The sequence below is a fragment of the Acinetobacter pittii genome, from assembly GCF_034067285.1.
Taxonomy (GTDB): Bacteria; Pseudomonadota; Gammaproteobacteria; order Pseudomonadales; family Moraxellaceae; genus Acinetobacter; species Acinetobacter pittii_E.
Map to the genome: position 1 here is coordinate 1,544,484 of NZ_CP139286.1, position 18,615 is coordinate 1,563,098.

Consider the following 18,615-nt stretch of genomic DNA (forward strand, 5'->3'; position numbering starts at 1 on the left):
TAAATAAACTGGGAAAGTTTAAATGTCACAATTAAAACCACAAGAAGTTGTACGTTTAGGCGATATACAAATGGCAAATCATTTGCCATTTGTATTATTTGGCGGAATGAACGTACTTGAATCAAAAGATTTAGCTTTTGAAATTGCAGAAACTTATGTTGATATTTGCAAACGCTTAGATATTCCTTATGTATTTAAAGCGAGTTTCGATAAAGCAAATCGTTCTAGTCTGCATTCATTCCGTGGTCCTGGACTTGAAAAAGGTATCGAATGGTTAGGTGATATTAAAAAACATTTTAATGTTCCTATCATTACTGATGTACATGAGCCATATCAAGCTGCACCTGTTGCAGAAGTAGCCGATATTATTCAGTTACCCGCATTCTTAAGTCGTCAAACTGATCTTGTTGAAGCGATGGCGAAAACACAGGCTATTATTAACATTAAGAAAGCCCAGTTTTTAGCACCTCATGAAATGCGTCATATCCTGCATAAATGTTTAGAAGCAGGAAACGACAAACTTATTCTTTGTGAACGTGGTTCGGCATTCGGGTATAACAATCTTGTTGTAGATATGCTCGGCTTTGACACCATGAAAGAAATGAATGTGCCAGTTTTCTTTGACGTGACACATGCGTTACAAACCCCTGGTGGTCGTTCTGACTCAGCAGGTGGTCGTCGTGCTCAGATTACAACTTTAGCACGCGCAGGAATGGCAACTGGTTTGGCTGGATTGTTCTTGGAAGCTCATCCAGACCCAGAACATGCAAAATGCGATGGACCTTGTGCATTGCGTATGTCGCAACTTGAACCATTCTTGGCACAAATAAAAGAATTGGATACTTTAGTTAAAGGATTCAAAAAGTTAGACACCCATTGAGTTGTTTTATAACCCTTACGCTGCTTTAACCGCAGCTCATATTCATTCAAAGAGGAATTGTTCATGAGCCAAATCGTTGACATTCGTGCACGTGAAATTTTGGACTCTCGTGGTAACCCAACCATCGAAGCAGACGTAATTTTAGAATCTGGGGTTGTTGGTCGTGCATGTGCACCATCTGGTGCTTCAACTGGTTCTCGTGAAGCTTTAGAACTTCGTGACGGTGATAAATCACGTTACTTAGGTAAAGGCGTTCGTACAGCAGTTAACAATGTAAACACATTGATTCGTGATGCTTTGTTGGGTAAATCAGTTTTTGAGCAAAAAGACATTGATAACACAATGATTGCGCTTGACGGTACTGAAAACAAAGAAAAATTAGGTGCTAACGCAACTTTGGCTGTTTCATTGGCTGCGGCGCGTGCTGCTGCTGAAGAAAAGAAACTTCCTCTTTTCCAATACATCGCAGATCTTCGTGGTCAAACAATTTTGACAATGCCTGTACCGATGATGAACATCTTAAATGGTGGTGAGCATGCGGACAACACTGTTGATATTCAAGAGTTCATGATCGAGCCTGTAGGTTTTACTTCATTTGCTGAAGCTTTACGTGCGGGTGCTGAAGTATTCCATTCTTTAAAATCAGTTTTAAAGAAACAAGGTTTGAATACTGCTGTCGGCGATGAAGGTGGTTTTGCTCCTAACTTACGTTCTAACGAAGAAGCAATTCAAATCATTTTACAGGCAATTGAATTGACTGGTTATAAAGCTGGTTCAGACATGATGCTTGCATTAGACTGCGCATCTTCAGAATTCTACAAAAACGGTCAATACGTTTTAGAAGGTGAAGGTAATCGTGCATTTACAAGCCATCAGTTTGCAGATTACTTAGCTGGTCTTGTAAATCAATATCCAATTATCTCGATCGAAGATGGTTTGGATGAATCTGATTGGGAAGGTTGGAGCTACTTGACTTCAATCCTTGGCGATAAAATCCAGTTGGTTGGTGATGACTTGTTCGTAACTAATCCTAAGATTTTACAACGTGGTATTGATGAGAAGGTTGGTAACTCAATCTTAATTAAATACAACCAGATCGGTACTTTAACTGAAACTTTAGATGCGATCTATCTTGCTAAGGCAAATGGTTATTCGACTGTTATTTCTCACCGTTCTGGTGAAACAGAAGATTCTACTATTGCTGACTTAGCAGTAGGTACAGCAGCTGGTCAAATCAAGACTGGTTCACTTTGCCGTTCTGACCGTGTTTCTAAGTACAACCAATTACTTCGTATTGAAGAATTGACTAAAGCTGCTTACCGCGGTAAAGCTGAGTTTAAAGGTTTAAACTAATCTTTAAATAAAAAGTTAAAATTAATTTTTTAACATTTTGAAGGTGCTTTTTTCTGTTTTTAATAGGAAATAGCACCTTTTTTATTATCCTAATCGGCGTGTTTTCAAAGATTCAGCCCAACTATGATGTTTGCAGCGGATACATTCTTGATCAATCTTGTTTAAAATTTTAGTTTCACCACATTTCATACATGAATAAAAAGTATTAAGTTTAAGTACATCGGCTTTACAGTAGGCGTCAGGGAATAATGGCAGGCCCCATCTGACATCTTCATCCTCATAATAAAGTAAGCTCAAAATGCCGTCGGATTCCAACAAAGCTGTTCTCACTTGCCCAAGATGTTCAACATTTTGCTGACGCATTTCCGAGAAAAATTCATCATGTGAATATGTTTGTTTCTGGAAATCTTTGTAGACTAAAAGACCTTCTTTAACTACACATAAAGCTTTCCCTTCCAGTAAATCCTCAATTTTTTTATTCTTCACCATGGCCCAGGTTACAAGTCGGTATAGAAAAAGAATAGCCATAAAAGCTACTAAAGCATGGGCAATAGGTAAGTCCTTAGTGAACATCGGGTCACCAGCGGCTGAACCTAAACATAAAATAATGGCAAGTTCAAAAAGTGAAAGCTGCCGAATTCCTCTTTTACCCGATAATCTTAAAAAACTGATAATAATAATAAACATTACAAAACATCGAACTAAAATTTCTAAAACAAAGTTCCAGGTCGTATCGCCGATGAAAATATTAAAAAAATCCATTTTTTTCTCCTTATTAAAATAGTTAGAAGAAATCCTTGTAAAATTTTTACCAAAGTAAAAAATAAAAAAATATACATTTTAAGTAGTTATTAGTTAAAAATTAGAAATATATGTGATTTTGTATGAATCTCACGTTGAAAAAAGATTTATGAAGGAAGTTGTAAAGTTGTGCGAGATAATATTTGCAAGAGAGCGGGGGAAGCATTAGAAACTCTATTCCAAAGCGTGCTTTCTTATTGTTAGATAAATTAAGCGGAATAACGGTGCAGGCTATAAATATGGTAGATCATAAGAATAAGAAGATCGATTAATGACAATCAGAGGTATAAGGGATCGCGTCTAAACGTGTCTGAAAAATAGAAGAGTTCATAACGTTTTCATACATTTGCTGATATGTTTTTTTGTGATCTTCTATGTTGTGATAATCGATAATTTCTTGGAGTTTATCTTTATATTCTATATGTCCAGCATGGAACATTGCTGCGTAGTGGCCCCATAAAGCATATTGATATCTCAAAGCAGCTTTGGGGATTAAATTTATCTCATTTAAGTAACTATTAGCGGTTTTTTCATAACATGCTTTTATTTCATGAGCATCTTTTTTCATTTTACTCAAGAAAATACATTGCATCTCTTGTAGCTTTGAACTTTCTGTTTTAGTGAGTATTTTTTCTGTGACGATATAAGCCTCATTTAGACAACCTAAATGTACAAGTATTTTACGTTTAGTTTTTAAAATATTTAAGTTGTCATCACTAGATGGCATCTTTTTTAATAAAGTTTTTAATTTTAAATGAGCTGTGGCTTGGTCTTGTTTAGTATTTAGTCCATAAATAATATCATTATATTCATATATATAAGTGTTAATTGGTTTATATTGCTTTTGAATATCCTCCATATAAATTATTTTTGATGGACTATCATCTGTAGGATTATTACAAGCACTTAAACCTATGCTTACTAAAGAAAATACTAAAACTTTATACACTACAACTTATACCTTTATTCTCTTTTATGAGATTTGAGAAGAATAATAAAATATAAAAGAAAATACTGTTTAGTTTGTTATTTTTGAGTTAGTCCTAAGACTATTCTAAACATTGTATTCATTAATCTGAGGAGTAATAAATTTAAAAGATCTGGGGATTAAGCAAGTTTGGTAGGGAATGAGGGATATAAATAATTAGAAATATTGATAATTTTTTCTACATAAATAGGAATAATTATTAATATATTGTTGATAACAATTATCGTTCGTGTTAGTTTTTGTGCCGAACTTTTGCTGTTATGTAACAAATAAAAAGCAGTAAAAGACTAGGGATCTCGCACAGCACACTCGTTATTATGGAATTTTCTTATGTACACTTCGCCCTTTGGAAAAGTATTTAGAGCTCATCCTTTAGCATTTGCTATGGCTTTAACTGTTCCTTCATTTGTTTATGCAGATGAGAAAAATGGTACAGCCACTTTAGAAACGATAAAAGTACAAGCAGAACAAGAAAATTCCGCTGTTACCGAAGGTTCGGGCAGTTACACAGTTAAAAGCTCAAATACTTCTACAAAATTAAATTTATCACTTCGTGAAACACCTCAATCGGTCAAAGTTTTAACTCGTGAATATTTAGATGATCGAAAAATCGATTCTTTTCAAGATTTAATGAATAATATTACGGGTGTTTCAACCTCACGTACTGATGAGCGCCAAAGAGTTTATGTACGTGGTTTTGAAGTGGATTATTACTTAATTGATGGAATACCTAGTACTACAAACTTAGGCACTGGAGATTTAGATTTAGATATTTATGATCGTATCGAAGTTGTAAAGGGTGCCAATGGACTAACCACCGGTGCTGGAAACCCAGCAATGGCGCTGAACATGATTCGGAAACATGCAAACTCAAAAGAACTCACTGGTAATGTCAGCACATCTTTAGGCTCGTGGAACTCTTGGAGTAGCTCAGCAGATGTTTCCACACCACTTAATACAGATGGATCATTGCGTGGCCGCATGTTTGTAAAACATTCTGATGAAAAATCATTTATGGATTTCTATGAGAAAGAACGCAATGTATTTTATGGTGCGGTTGATTATGACTTGAGTGATAAAACAAGCATGTCACTTGGGGCAACTTATCAAGAGTTACATCGTGATGGTATTCGTTGGGGGGGGACACCTGCTTTTTATACTGATGGGACTCGTACCAATTTTTCCAGAAGCTTAACAGTAAGTGCACCTTGGACCTATTGGGATGTAAATACAACGGCAGTATTTGCAAATTTAAAGCAGAATTTATTTAATGACGTTAATTTAAATGTTGCTTATACCTTCCGTAAAGAAGATACCGCTTCTATGTTGTTGTATACAGCTGGAAAAGTAGACAAGGCAACCAATACCAGTCCATTAGAAAATCCAAATGATAATCAGCTGAATAAAACTGATTATGTTTCTGTATATGGCGCAAAAGCTGCAAATGAAGAAAACAATATTGATGTTTTTATCAATGCTCCATTTACGCTATTTAATCGTCCGCAAGAAATCATTATTGGTGGATCGTGGAATAAGAATGAAAAAACAAAAGATATTTTTGGTGGATCTAACACAAACCAAGACATTGAAAAGTATTTAGGTGGACCACTTAACTATAATGATATGGCTCAAGAGTTGCTTCAGCCTGTTGTTTTAAATGGTAAAAATGCGCTAAATGAAACCACACAAACTGCCGCTTATATTGCTGGTAAATTTCAGATTCTGGATCCTTTGAAAATTATTGCTGGTGCACGTTTATCTAACTGGGAATATAAGTCTGAAAATGATAAAGGTAACCGTGAATTTAACAATGAATTAGCACCATATGTGGGCGCTATTTATGATTTTGCCCAAGATCATTCTGTGTATGCGAGCTATACAGAAATTTTCAAACCTCAAGAACGTAAAGATGTAAATGATCAATATATTGATCCGATTACAGGTAAGAGTTATGAGGCTGGCTTAAAGAGCGAATGGTTTGGAGGACGGTTAAATACGGCATTGTCAGTATTCCGAATAGAACAATCTAATTTTGCTGAGTTGATACCGGGAGTATTTATTGTCCGCAATGGTACACAAACTACAGAGCAGGCCTATCGCGCTGTAGATGGTGTTGAAAGTAAAGGTTTTGAGTTTGAAGTTGATGGCGAGATTAATGACAATTGGGGTATTAACTTTGGTATTGCTAATTTTGAAGCAAAAGATGCACAAGGCACAAAAGTTAATACGACAAACTCTCGAACAACCTCGAATCTATTTGTTAAGTACAAACTTGATCAGTGGAGTGCAGGACTAGGTTTAAATTATAAGAGTAAATACTATACGGGTAGTGGAAGCTCTCGTATTGAGCAAGATGCGTATGTTTTAGCAAGTGCGATGCTTGGCTATCAAGTAGATAAAAATATCAAACTTCAATTTAATATCGACAATATTTTTGATGAAAAATATTATGAAGGTATTGGTGACAACTCAATGAATTGGGGCACACCACGAAATGCAACGGTGAGTGTTCGTTATAACTTCTAATTACTGGTTCTTTTAAATCTTTATTGATAAGTCCTCTTCGGAGGGCTTTTTTCTATTTATTCAACATAATTTCTTGATACGCAGAATAGCTTTTATATACATAGAGTGATTTATAAGCAGTTGTACTTATAAATATGATTTCCCTTTCAAATTCCATTCATTTTTGACAAAATGAAACATGTCACAATGGTCAATTTAAAGTAACATGCGCATTAATAGTTTTGCACTGATTTTGCAGGAATTTTGCATGCTCTTTTTAAATTGTTATACAATACAAAAGCTTAATCAAAGTTTTTAATTAAAACTCTTAATGATATGTTAGAAGTATTTAGATCCACTTCAAGCAAACTGATATTGCTACTTGTTATTGTTTTAGTAGCTATACTGCAATATCAATTTTGGTTAGGTGAGGGTGGCTATCTCCCTCATCAGGCTCTCATGCAACAAATTCAGCAACAAGCTGAAGTTAATGAAGAGCTTAAAGAACGAAACCGTATTTTGGCAGCAGAGGTTTTTGACCTGAAAAATGGTACAGAAGCAATAGAAGAACATGCACGCCTTGATCTAGGTTTAGTTAAACCACATGAGACATTTGTTCAAATGAGTACAATTAGTACCCATTACAAGCCTATTTATATTGACCCGAACGCTAAAGTTGATTTGGAAACGAATGAGACACCTGCATCCCCAGATATCCCAGACTAAATTATGGGCAGTTATTCCCGCTGCAGGATCAGGAAGTCGATTTTCTAAAACTGAATTGAAGCAGTATCAATATATTCAGAATACGACTGTTTTAGAGCATACTGTTCGGCGTATAAGTCAACTTCCATTAGATGGTTATATTTTGGCAATCGGTGCCCAAGATACCTTTGCCCCAACTCTTGCATTTCAAAATATAGATAAGGCGCAATTTTGTACGGGTGGGGCGGAACGAGTTCATTCGGTATTAAACGCTTTAAATCATCTTTTAACTTTTGCCGATGAAAATGATTGGGTACTTGTTCATGATGCCGCACGTCCTTGTGTAACAATTGACTGTTTAAATACCCTTGTTCAAACAGCAGTTGAGTCAAATCATAGTGCTATTTTAGCGATTCCCGTTCGTGACACGTTAAAGCAGGTTAAGTCAGGCAATCAAATTGATAAAACAGTTAGCCGTGATTTCTTATGGCAAGCCCAAACTCCTCAAATTACTAAAATCGGTAAACTAAAAAAAGCAATTGAACATGCTTTAGAAAATAACGTCACTATTACCGATGAGGCAAGTGCACTTGAGTATATGGGTGAAACTGTACAGGTCGTAATGGGGCGTTCGGATAATATAAAAATTACCTATCCCGATGACTTAGAGCTTGCACGTTTAATTCTTCAGTCTCAATCTTAATTGCCTCTTTTTGTATTTGCTTAGAAGAGAAAATATCTAAGCAAATCCATCTACATATCTCTTTATAAGATCTCATATTCTTTTACATTGATCAGTCCTACCATCTAGCAAGATGATACGAGTACTTTAGATAATGTTCGATCATCGAACAAAAAACATTTATACCGAACAAAACTATGGTCTGATAACTAGATCAAATTATAAAAATTATCAAGAATGTTTAGAAAGGGAAATCTAAGGGAAACACTCGGGATTGAGTGAAATATTTATCTATTCTTCTTGCCTCAGTGTGCCTACCTCTCTTACCTATCTCTTCTTCAATGAGCACAATGGAGTTGTCTAATGATTGACAAAAGTAAGTCCTCACTAAGCGAGGCACTATCGCAGATTAAAGATGGTGCAACCATTCTGATTGGTGGTTTTGGTACCGCAGGACAACCCGCTGAACTCATTGATGGACTGATTGAACTGGGTGTTAAAGATTTAACTATTGTCAGCAACAATGCCGGTAACGGTGATTACGGTCTGGCGAAACTGCTTAAAGCCGGTTCAGTTAAAAAAGTGATTTGTTCTTTCCCCCGTCAGTCCGATTCTTATGTGTTTGATGAACTGTACCGTGCCGGAAAGGTCGAGCTTGAAGTCGTGCCGCAAGGCAATCTGGCTTGCCGTATTCAGGCAGCAGGTATGGGACTTGGAGCTGTGTTTACCCCAACAGGCTTTGGAACACTTTTAGCTGAAGGCAAAGAAACCCGCCAGATCGATGGCAAAGATTACGTACTTGAATATCCGATCAAGGCTGACTTTGCCTTGATTAAAGCTTACAAGGGCGACCGCTGGGGCAATCTGGTTTACCGTAAATCTGCACGTAACTTTGGCCCGATCATGGCGATGGCTGCTGATGTCACCATTGCTCAGGTTTCTGAGGTGGTTGAGCTAGGTGGATTAGATCCGGAACATATCATCACCCCAGGTATCTTTGTACAGCACGTTGTACAAGTCGCACCCGCACAGTAAGCAATAAGGAGAAATAACATGAGCTACCAGAAACTCAGCCGTGACCAGATTGCAAAGCGTGTGGCACAAGACATTCCAGATGGCGCCTATGTGAACCTCGGCATTGGTTTACCGACCAAGATTGTCAGCTACTTACCTAACGACAAAGATATTTTTCTTCATTCTGAAAATGGCCTATTGGCTTTTGGCCCACCGCCAGCGGCAGGTGAAGAAGATCCTGAACTGATTAATGCGGGTAAAGAGTTTGTGACCATGCTTGAAGGTGGCAGCTTTTTCCACCATGGCGACTCATTTGCCATGATGCGTGGAGGTCACCTTGATATTGCAGTTCTTGGCGCCTTTCAGGTTGCAGCCAATGGTGACTTGGCCAACTGGCACACCGGTGCACCGGATGCAATTCCTGCGGTAGGTGGTGCAATGGATTTGGCTGTAGGCGCCAAGAAAGTCTTTATCACGACAGACCATGTAACCAAGCAAGGTGAACCGAAGATTGTGGCTGAGCTCACTTATCCGGTTACGGGTAAAAAATGTGTTGACCGTATTTACACCGACTTGTGTGTGATTGACGTGACCCAAGATGGTTTAAAGGTACTTGAGAAAGTTGAAGGTCTGAGCTTTGATGAGTTACAGGCTTTAACGGGTGCAACTTTGATTGATGCGACTCAAGGGTAAGGAAGTAGGGAAATGACATTAAAAAACGCTTATATCATCGATGCCATCCGTACTCCATTCGGCCGTTATGCCGGTGGCCTTGCACCTGTCCGTGCCGATGACCTTGGCGCTGTGCCGATTAATGCTTTAATCCAGCGTAACCCGAATGTAGATTGGGAACAGGTCGATGATGTGATCTATGGCTGTGCTAACCAAGCCGGTGAAGATAACCGTAATGTCGGCCGTATGTCAGCACTGCTTGCAGGTTTACCGTATCAGGTGCCTGCAACGACTATTAACCGTCTATGTGGTTCATCACTCGATGCGATTGCCATTGCTGCCCGTGCCATTAAAGCAGGTGAAGCGAACTTGGTGATTGCCGGTGGTGTGGAAAGCATGAGCCGTGCACCCTATGTGATGGGTAAGTCAGATAGTGCTTTTGGCCGTAGCCAGAAGATCGAAGACACCACCATGGGCTGGCGTTTCATTAACCCTAAACTTAAAGAATTGTATGGTGTAGATACCATGCCCCAGACTGCCGAAAACGTGGCTGAACAGTTTAACGTCAATCGTGCAGATCAGGACCAGTTTGCCTTGGTGAGCCAACAACGCACCGCAAGCGCGCAAGCCAAAGGCTTTTTTTCTAAAGAAATCGTGGCAGTTGAAATCCCTCAGCGTAAGGGTGATGCTGTTGTGATTGATACCGATGAGCACCCACGTGCATCGACCACGCTTGAAGGTTTAAGCAAGCTTAAGCCTGTTGTGAAAGCAGACGGTACAGTTACGGCGGGGAATGCTTCAGGCATTAACGATGGTGCAGCAGCTCTGCTGATTGCTTCTGATGAAGCTGTTCAAACTTATAACCTCAAACCACGTGCCAAGATCATTGCTTCAACAGCGGTGGGTGTAGAACCGCGCATTATGGGTTTTGCTCCGGCACCAGCGATTAAAAAATTACTGAAACAAGCCAACCTGACTTTAGAGCAGATGGATGTGATTGAGCTGAATGAAGCCTTTGCTGCACAGGCTTTGGCTGTGACCCGTGATTTAGGTTTGCCAGATAACTCTGACAAGGTAAATCCAAACGGCGGTGCGATTGCATTGGGTCATCCGCTTGGTGCATCAGGTGCACGCCTCGTGACCACAGCCTTAAACCAGCTTGAGCAAAAAAATGGTCGTTATGCCTTGTGTTCGATGTGTATTGGTGTTGGTCAAGGCATCGCATTGATTATTGAGAGAGTCTAATTATGAGCCAGTTATATGCCAGCTTGTTTTATCAAAAAGACGTCACTGACATCTTTAGTGACTCATCTTTAATCACATATATGATTCAGGTTGAAGTTGCGTTAGCGCAAGCTCAGGCACAAGTTGGCGTGATTCCTCAAAATGCAGCTAATACCATTGCCCAAGTAGCTGAGCAGGCATTAGATAAGTTTGATTTTTCCGCTTTGGCTGTCGCAACTGGCTTAGCTGGAAATATTGCAATTCCATTTGTAAAACAACTTACAGCAATTGTTAAAGATGTTGATGAAGATGCTTCGCGTTATGTGCATTGGGGTGCAACCAGTCAGGATATTTTAGACACAGCTTGTATTTTGCAATGCCGTGATGCGTTGAACATTGTGGAAGCTCAACTTAAACAATGCTATGCGAGTGTGTTAGAACAAGCCAAGCAATATCGTCATCAAGTCATGATTGGACGTACATGGTTACAGCAAGCTTTGCCAATCACTCTAGGGCATAAACTCGCTCGTTGGGCTTCTGCATTTAAGCGTGATTTAGATCGTATCCAAGCTATGAAATCACGTGTACTCACTGCTCAGTTAGGTGGTGCAGTGGGTTCACTGGCTTCTTTGCAAGATCAAGGTTCACTTGTGGTAAATGCATTTGCTCAGCAGCTGAATCTGACCGTGCCCACAAGCACATGGCATGGTGAGCGCGACCGTATTGTAGAAATTGCAAGTGTACTGGGCATGATTGTTGGGAATACGGGCAAGATGGCACGTGATTGGTCTCTTATGATGCAAACCGAAATTGCAGAATTGTTTGAACCAACTGCAAAGGGTCGTGGTGGTTCATCGACCATGCCGCATAAACGTAATCCAGTGGCAGCGGCTTCAGTACTTGCAGCAGCAAATCGTGTACCAGCGCTGATGTCTAGTATCTATCAAAGCATGGTACAGGAACATGAGCGTAGTTTAGGTGCGTGGCATGCAGAATGGTTGGCAATTCCTGAAATTTTTCAACTTTGTGCTGGAGCATTAAGCCGTACTGGTGAAGTTTTACAAGGTTTCGAAGTTAATGCTGAGCATATGCAACGTAACCTTGAATGTACCAATGGGTTGATTATGGCGGAAGCTGTAATGATGGCGCTTGCTCCAAAAATTGGACGTTTAAATGCACATCATGTTGTTGAAGCAGCTTGTAAAACAGCAGTCGCACAAAATCAGCATTTATCTGAAGTTGTTAGTCAGTTAGATGAAGTAAAAGAACATTTTTCCCTAGCAGAAATTTTGGAAATTTTTAAAGCAGAAAACTATTTGGGCAACATTCAAGCTCAAATTGATGCTGTTTTACAAGAAGCACAAGGAGGAGACATAAAGTGAAACAGACCATTAGCAATCGCCAAGGAAAACAGCTGGCTGTCTATACAGAAGGTTTAAAAGATGCTCCAGCACTTGTGTTATCTAACTCATTAGGAACAGATCATGGAATGTGGCAGCCGCAAGTAGATGAGCTAAAAAGTCATTTTAATGTCATTACATACGACACACGTGGTCACGGTGAAAGTGATGTAATAAGTGATACTACATTGCAAAACTTAGCGGAAGATGTTGTTGATATTTTAGATGCCTTAAGTATTGAAAAATCACATTTTTGTGGCATTTCAATGGGCGGAATTACAGGACTTTGGTTAGGTATTCATCATCCAGAGCGTTTTAATAGTATTACAGTCGCTAACTCGGCAGCCAAAATTGGACAGGCTGAAGCGTGGTTGAGTCGCGCTGAGTCGGTAGAACAAAACGGTTTAGCTGAGTTGGTTAAAACTACGCATACACGGTGGTTTAGCGAAAAATTCGACTATCAGCATAATGTGGTTGCACAAACAACTATTCAAAGTCTAGCAAACACACCAGCACAAGGTTATGCCAATGCATGTCGTGCTTTAGCACATGCTGATTTAAGAGATGAAATTGCACAAATCCAAATTCCGGTATTACTGATTGCAGGAACAGAAGATCCAGTGACGACAGTAGCAGATGCTGAGTTTGTGCAGAATACAGTCAAGAACAGTCAACTTGCTAAATTGGAAGCATCACATCTTTCTAATATTGAGCAACCGCAAAGATTTACTCAGGAATTGACTAGGTTTATTCAACAAATCTAATAGCTCAGTCGTTTAAAAGGAATTGGCCTTAAGGAGGCAAATATGGCGTCTCAGGATTACGCTGCACCAAATAAAAGTATCGATGCTCAAGCGCTGATTAATGATGCTCCACTGAGTAAATATCAATGGATGATCGCAATCATCTGTTTCTTAATTATTTTTACTGATGGTATCGATACTGCTGCGATGGGTTTTATCGCTCCAGCATTAGCTCAGGACTGGGGTGTTGACCGCTCTCAGTTAGGGCCGGTAATGAGTGCTGCACTTGGTGGAATGATTATTGGAGCTTTGGTTTCTGGCCCAACAGCTGACCGTTTCGGTCGAAAAATCGTTTTAGCTTTTTCGATGCTTGTGTTTGGTGGATTTACCTTGGCATCTGCGTATGCAACAAATTTAGATAGCCTTGTCGTTTTACGCTTTTTGACAGGTATTGGACTTGGTGCAGCTATGCCGAATGCCACCACATTATTTTCTGAGTATTGTCCAACCCGCATTCGGTCATTGCTCGTGACATGTATGTTTTGTGGATACAACTTGGGTATGGCTACAGGTGGTTTTATTAGTAGTTGGCTTATCCCGACCTACGGTTGGCATAGTCTATTTTTACTTGGCGGCTGGTCACCTTTGATCTTAATGGTTTTAGTGATTTTTGTATTACCTGAGTCTTACCGCTTTTTAATTGTTAAAGGTAAGAACCCTGAAAAAGTACGCAAGATTTTAAATCATATCGCGCCTGCTCAAATTCAAAATGCGACTGCGTTTCACGTGCCAGAAGAGAAAACCGACACAGTTCAAAAGAAAAATGTCTTTGGAATTATGTTTTCTAAACCATATGCCAAAGGAACGCTTTTACTTTGGTTGACCTACTTCATGGGCTTAGTGGTTGTTTACTTGCTGACAAGCTGGCTACCAACGCTTATGCGTGAAACAGGTGCTTCAATGGAGCGTGCTGCGTTTATTGGTGGATTGTTCCAGTTCGGCGGTGTAGTGAGTGCGCTGTTCATTGGTTGGGCAATGGACAAATTTAACCCGAACCGAGTCATTGCCATTTTCTACTTTGCCGCAGGTCTATTTGCGATTGCTGTTGGTCAAAGCTTAGGAAACTCGACATTACTTGCAGTATTGGTGCTTTGCGCGGGTATCGCAATTAACGGTGCGCAATCTTCAATGCCAGCGTTAAGCGCTCGTTTCTATCCAACACAGTGCCGTGCAACGGGTGTGTCTTGGATGACGGGTATTGGACGTTTCGGTGCAGTTTTTGGTGCTTGGATTGGTGCCGTACTACTCGGCAATGATTGGTCGTTTACCGCCATTCTCAGTTTATTACTAATTCCAGCGACCGCTGCGGCTGTTGCTGTATTTGTTAAATCACTTGTTGCGCATACCGATGCAACTTAATAGAGGTCTATCACAATGAATGATGAACAACGCTATAAACAAGGCATTGAAGTGCGGACTGAAGTTTTGGGTGAAAAGCATGTTGGTCGGTCTTTGCAAAACCTAAATGACTTTAACCAAGATTTTCAAAACTTTATTAGCCGTTACGCATGGGGTGAGGTGTGGTCTCGTCCGGGCTTACCACGCCATACCCGTAGTTTAGTCACTATCGCAATTTTATTAGCACTTGGTCGTGAAGACGAACTACGTATGCATTTACGTGCTTGCTTCAACAATGGCGTAACCAAAGAAGATTTAAAAGAGTTGATCTTACATAGCTCACTCTATGCAGGTTTACCTGCTGCAAACGCTGCAATGCATATGGCCGAAGAAGTCTTTAAAGAGTTGGGAATAGAAGTCAACTCAGTTGCAGCGAAAGAACAGGATTAAGGAGATAAAGATGTCACAACATAGCTGGGGTGCTTACGCCCAACGTAATACAGATGATCATCCACCAGCGTATACGCCAGGTTATAAAACAAGTGTATTACGTTCGCCAAAAAATGCATTGATCTCTATTAACGAGACTTTAACTGAAGTTACTGCGCCGCATTTTTCTTCAAATTTGTTTGGTCCAAAAGATAACGATCTGATTTTGAATTATGCCAAAGATGGTTTGCCAATTGGTGAGCGTGTCATCGTTCATGGTTATGTTCGTGATCAATTTGGTCGTCCTGTAAAAAATGCACTTTTAGAAGTATGGCAAGCCAATGCTTCTGGTCGTTACCGTCATCCAAACGATAAGTTTATTGGTGCAATGGACCCTAACTTTGGTGGTTGTGGTCGTACCTTAACTGACGAAAACGGGTTTTATATTTTCCGAACCATTAAACCGGGCCCATACCCATGGCGTAACCGTATTAATGAATGGCGTCCAGCTCATATTCATTTTTCTTTAATTGCTGATGGTTGGGCTCAGCGCCTAATTTCACAGTTTTATTTTGAAGGCGACACGCTCATCGACACTTGTCCGATCTTAAAAACGATTCCTTCTGAAGATCAACGTCGTGCATTGATTGCACTAGAAGATAAAAACAACTTTATCGAAGCTGATAGCCGTTGTTACCGTTTTGACATCACTTTACGTGGTCGTCGAGCGACTTACTTCGAAAATGAATTGACTTAATCGGGAGCACGAGCATGAATAACTGGAATTTTCAGGAATTAAAAGAAACTCCATCTCAAACGGGTGGTCCTTACGTTCACATTGGTTTGTTACCGCAACAAGCGAATATTGAAGTTTTCGAAAACAACTTTAATAACCAGTTAGTACAAGACCAAACCAAAGGCGAGCGCATTCGTCTTGAAGGTCAAGTATTTGACGGATTAGGTTTACCACTACGCGACGTACTGATCGAAATTTGGCAGGCCGATGCGAACGGTATTTACCCGAGTCAGGCAGATACACGTGAGCAAAAAGCTGATCCTGCATTTCAGGGCTGGGGCCGTACAGGTGCAGACTTTGAAACGGGTGTTTGGAGCTTTAATACAATTAAGCCAGGTGCTACAGCAGGCCGTAAAGGTTCAACTCAAGCACCTCATATTGCATTAGTCATTTTCGCTCGTGGTATTAACTTAGGTCTTCACACACGTGTTTATTTTGAAGATGAAGCTGAAGCAAATGCTAACGATCCAATTCTAAATAGCATTGAATGGGCACCACGTCGCCAAACACTTATTGCAAAACGTTCTGAACAAAATGGTGAAGTTGTTTACCGCTTTGATATTCGTATTCAGGGCGATGACGAAACTGTATTTTTTGATATTTAAGAAATACCTAAGGCTACACCTGATTATTCAAGGATGCGTGTAGCCTTTTTAAGGATGAACGATATGAACATGAAAACATTATTAAGCCTAAGTTTGCTTGCACTCCCATTTTTTACAGCACAGACAAATGCTGAACCGGTTGTTTTAGCTGCTCAAACACAACTTGCCGCTACAGCCGTTAAAACGATTGTTCCGATTACCGCAAAAACCAAAGAACAAGCTCTGGCACAAGCTCAAGTCATTGCAAATACGGCAGATGCTGATTTAGCTGAGTTCCGTATCGATTTACTCAGTTTTGCGAGTGATACAAAACAAGTGATTGCCTTGGGTCATGAATTGAAAAAGATTTTAGGCAATAAGCCGATGATTGCCACAATTCGCACTAAAAACGAAGGCGGACAGCTTGAAATTAGTGATGCTGATTATGGCAAGACTTATCAGGCTTATTTAAAAAATCCGTTCATGGACTGGTTGGATGTTGAAATGTTCCGTGATCAAAAAGTAGTTTCAGACATTGTTCAAAAAGCACATCAAAAGAACGTGTTAGTGGTGATGTCTAATCATGACTTTCAAAAAACACCAAGCCAAGATGAAATTGAAAAACGCTTGTTAAAACAAGATCAAATGGGCGCAGATATTCTCAAAATTGCAGTGATGCCAAAATCTAAACAAGACGTTTTCACTTTAATGAACGCAACTTTAAAAGTAAGTCAGCAAACAACTAAACCATTGTTAACGATGTCGATGGGACAATTAGGTACGATTTCTCGTGTTGCCACAGCCAATATGGGCGGAAGTTATAGCTTTGGCATGATTGGTGAGGCGTCAGCACCAGGACAAATTGATGTGACTAAGCTCAAACAGATTTTAAAAACTGTTCAACCAACAAACCCATAAATCATAAGGACATGATGAAATGAATACATTACGTTTAACTACTCTTGCATTAGGTTTGATGGTTTCAGGAATGGCAACGGCACAAACTTATGTTGTTGACCGTTATCAAGATGATAGTAATAAAGGTTCTTTGCGCTGGGCAATTGAACAAGCTAATGCGAACTCAAGCGAAGCGAGCGAAATCTTGATTCAGGCGATAGGCAGAGCACCTTATGCAATTAAATTAAACAGCGCACTTCCTGAAATTAAAGCTCCAGTTAAAATCATTGGTACAGAGTGGGATAAAACTGGTGAATACATCGCGATTGATGGTTCAAACTATATTAAAGGCGAAGGTGCAAAAGCTTGTCCAGGTGCAAACCCTGAGCAGTACGGAACCAATGTACGTACCATGACTTTACCGGGGTTGGTATTGCGTGATGTGAATAATGTCACTTTGAAAGGTTTAGACATTCATCGCTTTTGTATTGGTGTATTGATTAACCGTTCAAGCAATAACCTCATTCAACACAACCGTATTAGTAATAACTACGGTGGTGCTGGTGTCATGCTGACTGGTGATGATGGGCAAGGTAACCCAACTGCAACGACGACCAATAACAACAAAGTTTTAGACAATATTTTCCAAGACAATGGTGATGGTTTAGAACTGACCCGTGGTGCTGCGTTTAACTTAATTGCGAATAACCATTTTGTTTCAACGAAAGCAAACCCAGAGCCATCACAAGGTATTGAAATTTTGTGGGGCAATGACAATGCCGTAGTTGGTAATAAATTTGAAAACTATTCAGATGGCTTACAGATTAACTGGGGTAAGCGTAACTATATTGCCTATAACGAACTGACCAATAATTCGATTGGTTTTAACATGACGGGTGATGGAAACATTCTCGATAGCAATAAAGTACATGGTAACCGCATTGGTGTTGCGATCCGGTCTGAAAAAGATGCAAACGCAAAAATTACTTTGACTAAAAACCTGATTTGGGACAATGGTAAAGATATTAAGCGTTGTGAAGCTGGCGGTTCATGTGTACCAAATCAGCGTTTAGGTGCAATTGTATTTGGTGTGCCTGCACTTGAGCATGAAGGTTTTGTCGGTTCTCGTGGTGGCGGTGTGGTTGTTGATCCATCTAAACAACAAAAGACATGTACGCAGCCAAATCAACAAAACTGTAATGCTCAGCCGAATCAGGGCATTAAAGCACCTAAGTTAACAGTGAATAAAGGCTCAGTGGCTGTAGAAATTAATGGTTTGCCAAACCAGCGTTATCAAGTGGAGTTCTTTGGAAATCAAAATGCGGCATCAAAAGAAGCTGAGCAATATTTAGGAGCTGTTACCGTTGCTACAAATGCCGAAGGTAATGCAAAAGCGAATTGGAAGCCAACTGTAAAAGTTGCCTCAATTACAGCAAATGTAACTGATCGCTTTGGTGCGACGTCTGAACTTAGTTCGGCGGTACAAACTAAATAATAACAATAAGGGAAGCGCCTCACACAGAGGCGCAGCATAGAAATGATAA

Annotated in this window: 18 protein-coding genes; 16 read left to right on the forward strand and 2 right to left on the reverse strand. The window is 39.8% G+C overall.

Annotation, left to right across the window (positions count from 1 at the left end; genetic code table 11):
* Positions 1 to 22: 22 nt before the first annotated feature.
* Together kdsA and eno are read left to right on the forward strand one after the other, a co-directional pair.
* Entirely contained in the window at positions 23 to 880 is an 858-nt protein-coding gene (gene kdsA / locus SOI81_RS07305) for a 3-deoxy-8-phosphooctulonate synthase (RefSeq protein ID WP_016140803.1), read from the forward strand.
* 63 nt (positions 881 to 943) lie between these two features.
* Entirely contained in the window at positions 944 to 2,233 is a 1,290-nt protein-coding gene (gene eno, locus SOI81_RS07310) for a phosphopyruvate hydratase (RefSeq protein WP_002121066.1), read from the forward strand.
* A gap of 84 nt (positions 2,234 to 2,317) precedes the next feature.
* Here eno and SOI81_RS07315 read toward each other — a convergent pair whose 3' ends face one another.
* Together SOI81_RS07315 and SOI81_RS07320 are read right to left on the reverse strand one after the other, a co-directional pair.
* Positions 2,318 to 2,995 (reverse strand): DUF421 domain-containing protein, encoded by a 678-nt coding sequence (locus tag SOI81_RS07315; protein ID WP_239976641.1) that lies wholly within the window; start codon positions 2,993 to 2,995, stop codon positions 2,318 to 2,320.
* Between the two features lie 307 nt (positions 2,996 to 3,302).
* On the reverse strand, positions 3,303 to 3,983 hold the full coding sequence (locus SOI81_RS07320; protein ID WP_320541466.1) for a hypothetical protein: 681 nt from the start codon (positions 3,981 to 3,983) through the stop codon (positions 3,303 to 3,305).
* A 369-nt stretch (positions 3,984 to 4,352) separates the two neighbouring features.
* Between SOI81_RS07320 and chuA the strand changes: the two genes are divergently transcribed.
* The 14 genes from chuA to quiC all read left to right on the forward strand — a co-directional run bounded on the left by chuA (position 4,353) and on the right by quiC (position 18,566).
* The gene (gene chuA, locus SOI81_RS07325) at positions 4,353 to 6,548 is read left to right on the forward strand and encodes a TonB-dependent siderophore receptor (RefSeq protein ID WP_345791157.1); all 2,196 of its coding nucleotides are present in this window, start codon (positions 4,353 to 4,355) and stop codon (positions 6,546 to 6,548) included.
* Positions 6,549 to 6,863: 315 nt separating this feature from the next.
* On the forward strand, positions 6,864 to 7,253 hold the full coding sequence (ftsB, locus tag SOI81_RS07330) for a cell division protein FtsB (protein ID WP_005069056.1): 390 nt from the start codon (positions 6,864 to 6,866) through the stop codon (positions 7,251 to 7,253).
* The gene (gene ispD / locus SOI81_RS07335) at positions 7,219 to 7,935 is read left to right on the forward strand and encodes a 2-C-methyl-D-erythritol 4-phosphate cytidylyltransferase (RefSeq protein ID WP_239977407.1); all 717 of its coding nucleotides are present in this window, start codon (positions 7,219 to 7,221) and stop codon (positions 7,933 to 7,935) included. The genes ftsB and ispD overlap by 35 nt, the downstream gene beginning before the upstream one ends.
* A 342-nt stretch (positions 7,936 to 8,277) precedes the next feature.
* Positions 8,278 to 8,949, forward strand: a complete 672-nt coding sequence (locus SOI81_RS07340) for a 3-oxoacid CoA-transferase subunit A (protein ID WP_262445257.1) — start codon at positions 8,278 to 8,280, stop codon at positions 8,947 to 8,949.
* A gap of 18 nt (positions 8,950 to 8,967) precedes the next feature.
* A complete protein-coding gene (gene pcaJ / locus SOI81_RS07345) occupies positions 8,968 to 9,621 on the forward strand; it encodes a 3-oxoacid CoA-transferase subunit B (RefSeq protein ID WP_239975853.1) in 654 nt (217 codons plus the stop codon).
* 12 nt (positions 9,622 to 9,633) lie between these two features.
* Positions 9,634 to 10,845: a 3-oxoadipyl-CoA thiolase gene (gene pcaF / locus SOI81_RS07350; RefSeq protein WP_320541467.1), complete on the forward strand. Its 1,212-nt coding sequence runs from the start codon at positions 9,634 to 9,636 to the stop codon at positions 10,843 to 10,845.
* Positions 10,846 to 10,847: 2 nt separating this feature from the next.
* Positions 10,848 to 12,206 carry a 3-carboxy-cis,cis-muconate cycloisomerase gene (pcaB, locus tag SOI81_RS07355; RefSeq protein WP_239977244.1) on the forward strand — a complete coding sequence of 453 codons (1,359 nt, stop codon included), beginning with the start codon at positions 10,848 to 10,850 and terminating at the stop codon, positions 12,204 to 12,206.
* Positions 12,203 to 12,988 (forward strand): 3-oxoadipate enol-lactonase, encoded by a 786-nt coding sequence (gene pcaD, locus SOI81_RS07360; RefSeq protein WP_239977242.1) that lies wholly within the window; start codon positions 12,203 to 12,205, stop codon positions 12,986 to 12,988. The genes pcaB and pcaD overlap by 4 nt, the downstream gene beginning before the upstream one ends.
* Positions 12,989 to 13,030: 42 nt before the next feature.
* Positions 13,031 to 14,386 (forward strand): MFS transporter, encoded by a 1,356-nt coding sequence (pcaK, locus tag SOI81_RS07365; protein ID WP_239977240.1) that lies wholly within the window; start codon positions 13,031 to 13,033, stop codon positions 14,384 to 14,386.
* A gap of 15 nt (positions 14,387 to 14,401) precedes the next feature.
* Positions 14,402 to 14,815 (forward strand): 4-carboxymuconolactone decarboxylase, encoded by a 414-nt coding sequence (pcaC, locus tag SOI81_RS07370; protein WP_005306044.1) that lies wholly within the window; start codon positions 14,402 to 14,404, stop codon positions 14,813 to 14,815.
* Positions 14,816 to 14,825: 10 nt separating this feature from the next.
* Positions 14,826 to 15,551 carry a protocatechuate 3,4-dioxygenase subunit beta gene (gene pcaH / locus SOI81_RS07375; RefSeq protein WP_000077913.1) on the forward strand — a complete coding sequence of 242 codons (726 nt, stop codon included), beginning with the start codon at positions 14,826 to 14,828 and terminating at the stop codon, positions 15,549 to 15,551.
* Between the two features lie 14 nt (positions 15,552 to 15,565).
* Positions 15,566 to 16,195 (forward strand): protocatechuate 3,4-dioxygenase subunit alpha, encoded by a 630-nt coding sequence (pcaG, locus tag SOI81_RS07380; RefSeq protein ID WP_016140815.1) that lies wholly within the window; start codon positions 15,566 to 15,568, stop codon positions 16,193 to 16,195.
* 69 nt (positions 16,196 to 16,264) lie between these two features.
* Entirely contained in the window at positions 16,265 to 17,092 is an 828-nt protein-coding gene (gene aroD, locus SOI81_RS07385; protein ID WP_239977251.1) for a type I 3-dehydroquinate dehydratase, read from the forward strand.
* A gap of 19 nt (positions 17,093 to 17,111) precedes the next feature.
* On the forward strand, positions 17,112 to 18,566 hold the full coding sequence (gene quiC, locus SOI81_RS07390; protein ID WP_239977238.1) for a NosD domain-containing protein: 1,455 nt from the start codon (positions 17,112 to 17,114) through the stop codon (positions 18,564 to 18,566).
* Positions 18,567 to 18,615 lie beyond the last annotated feature (49 nt).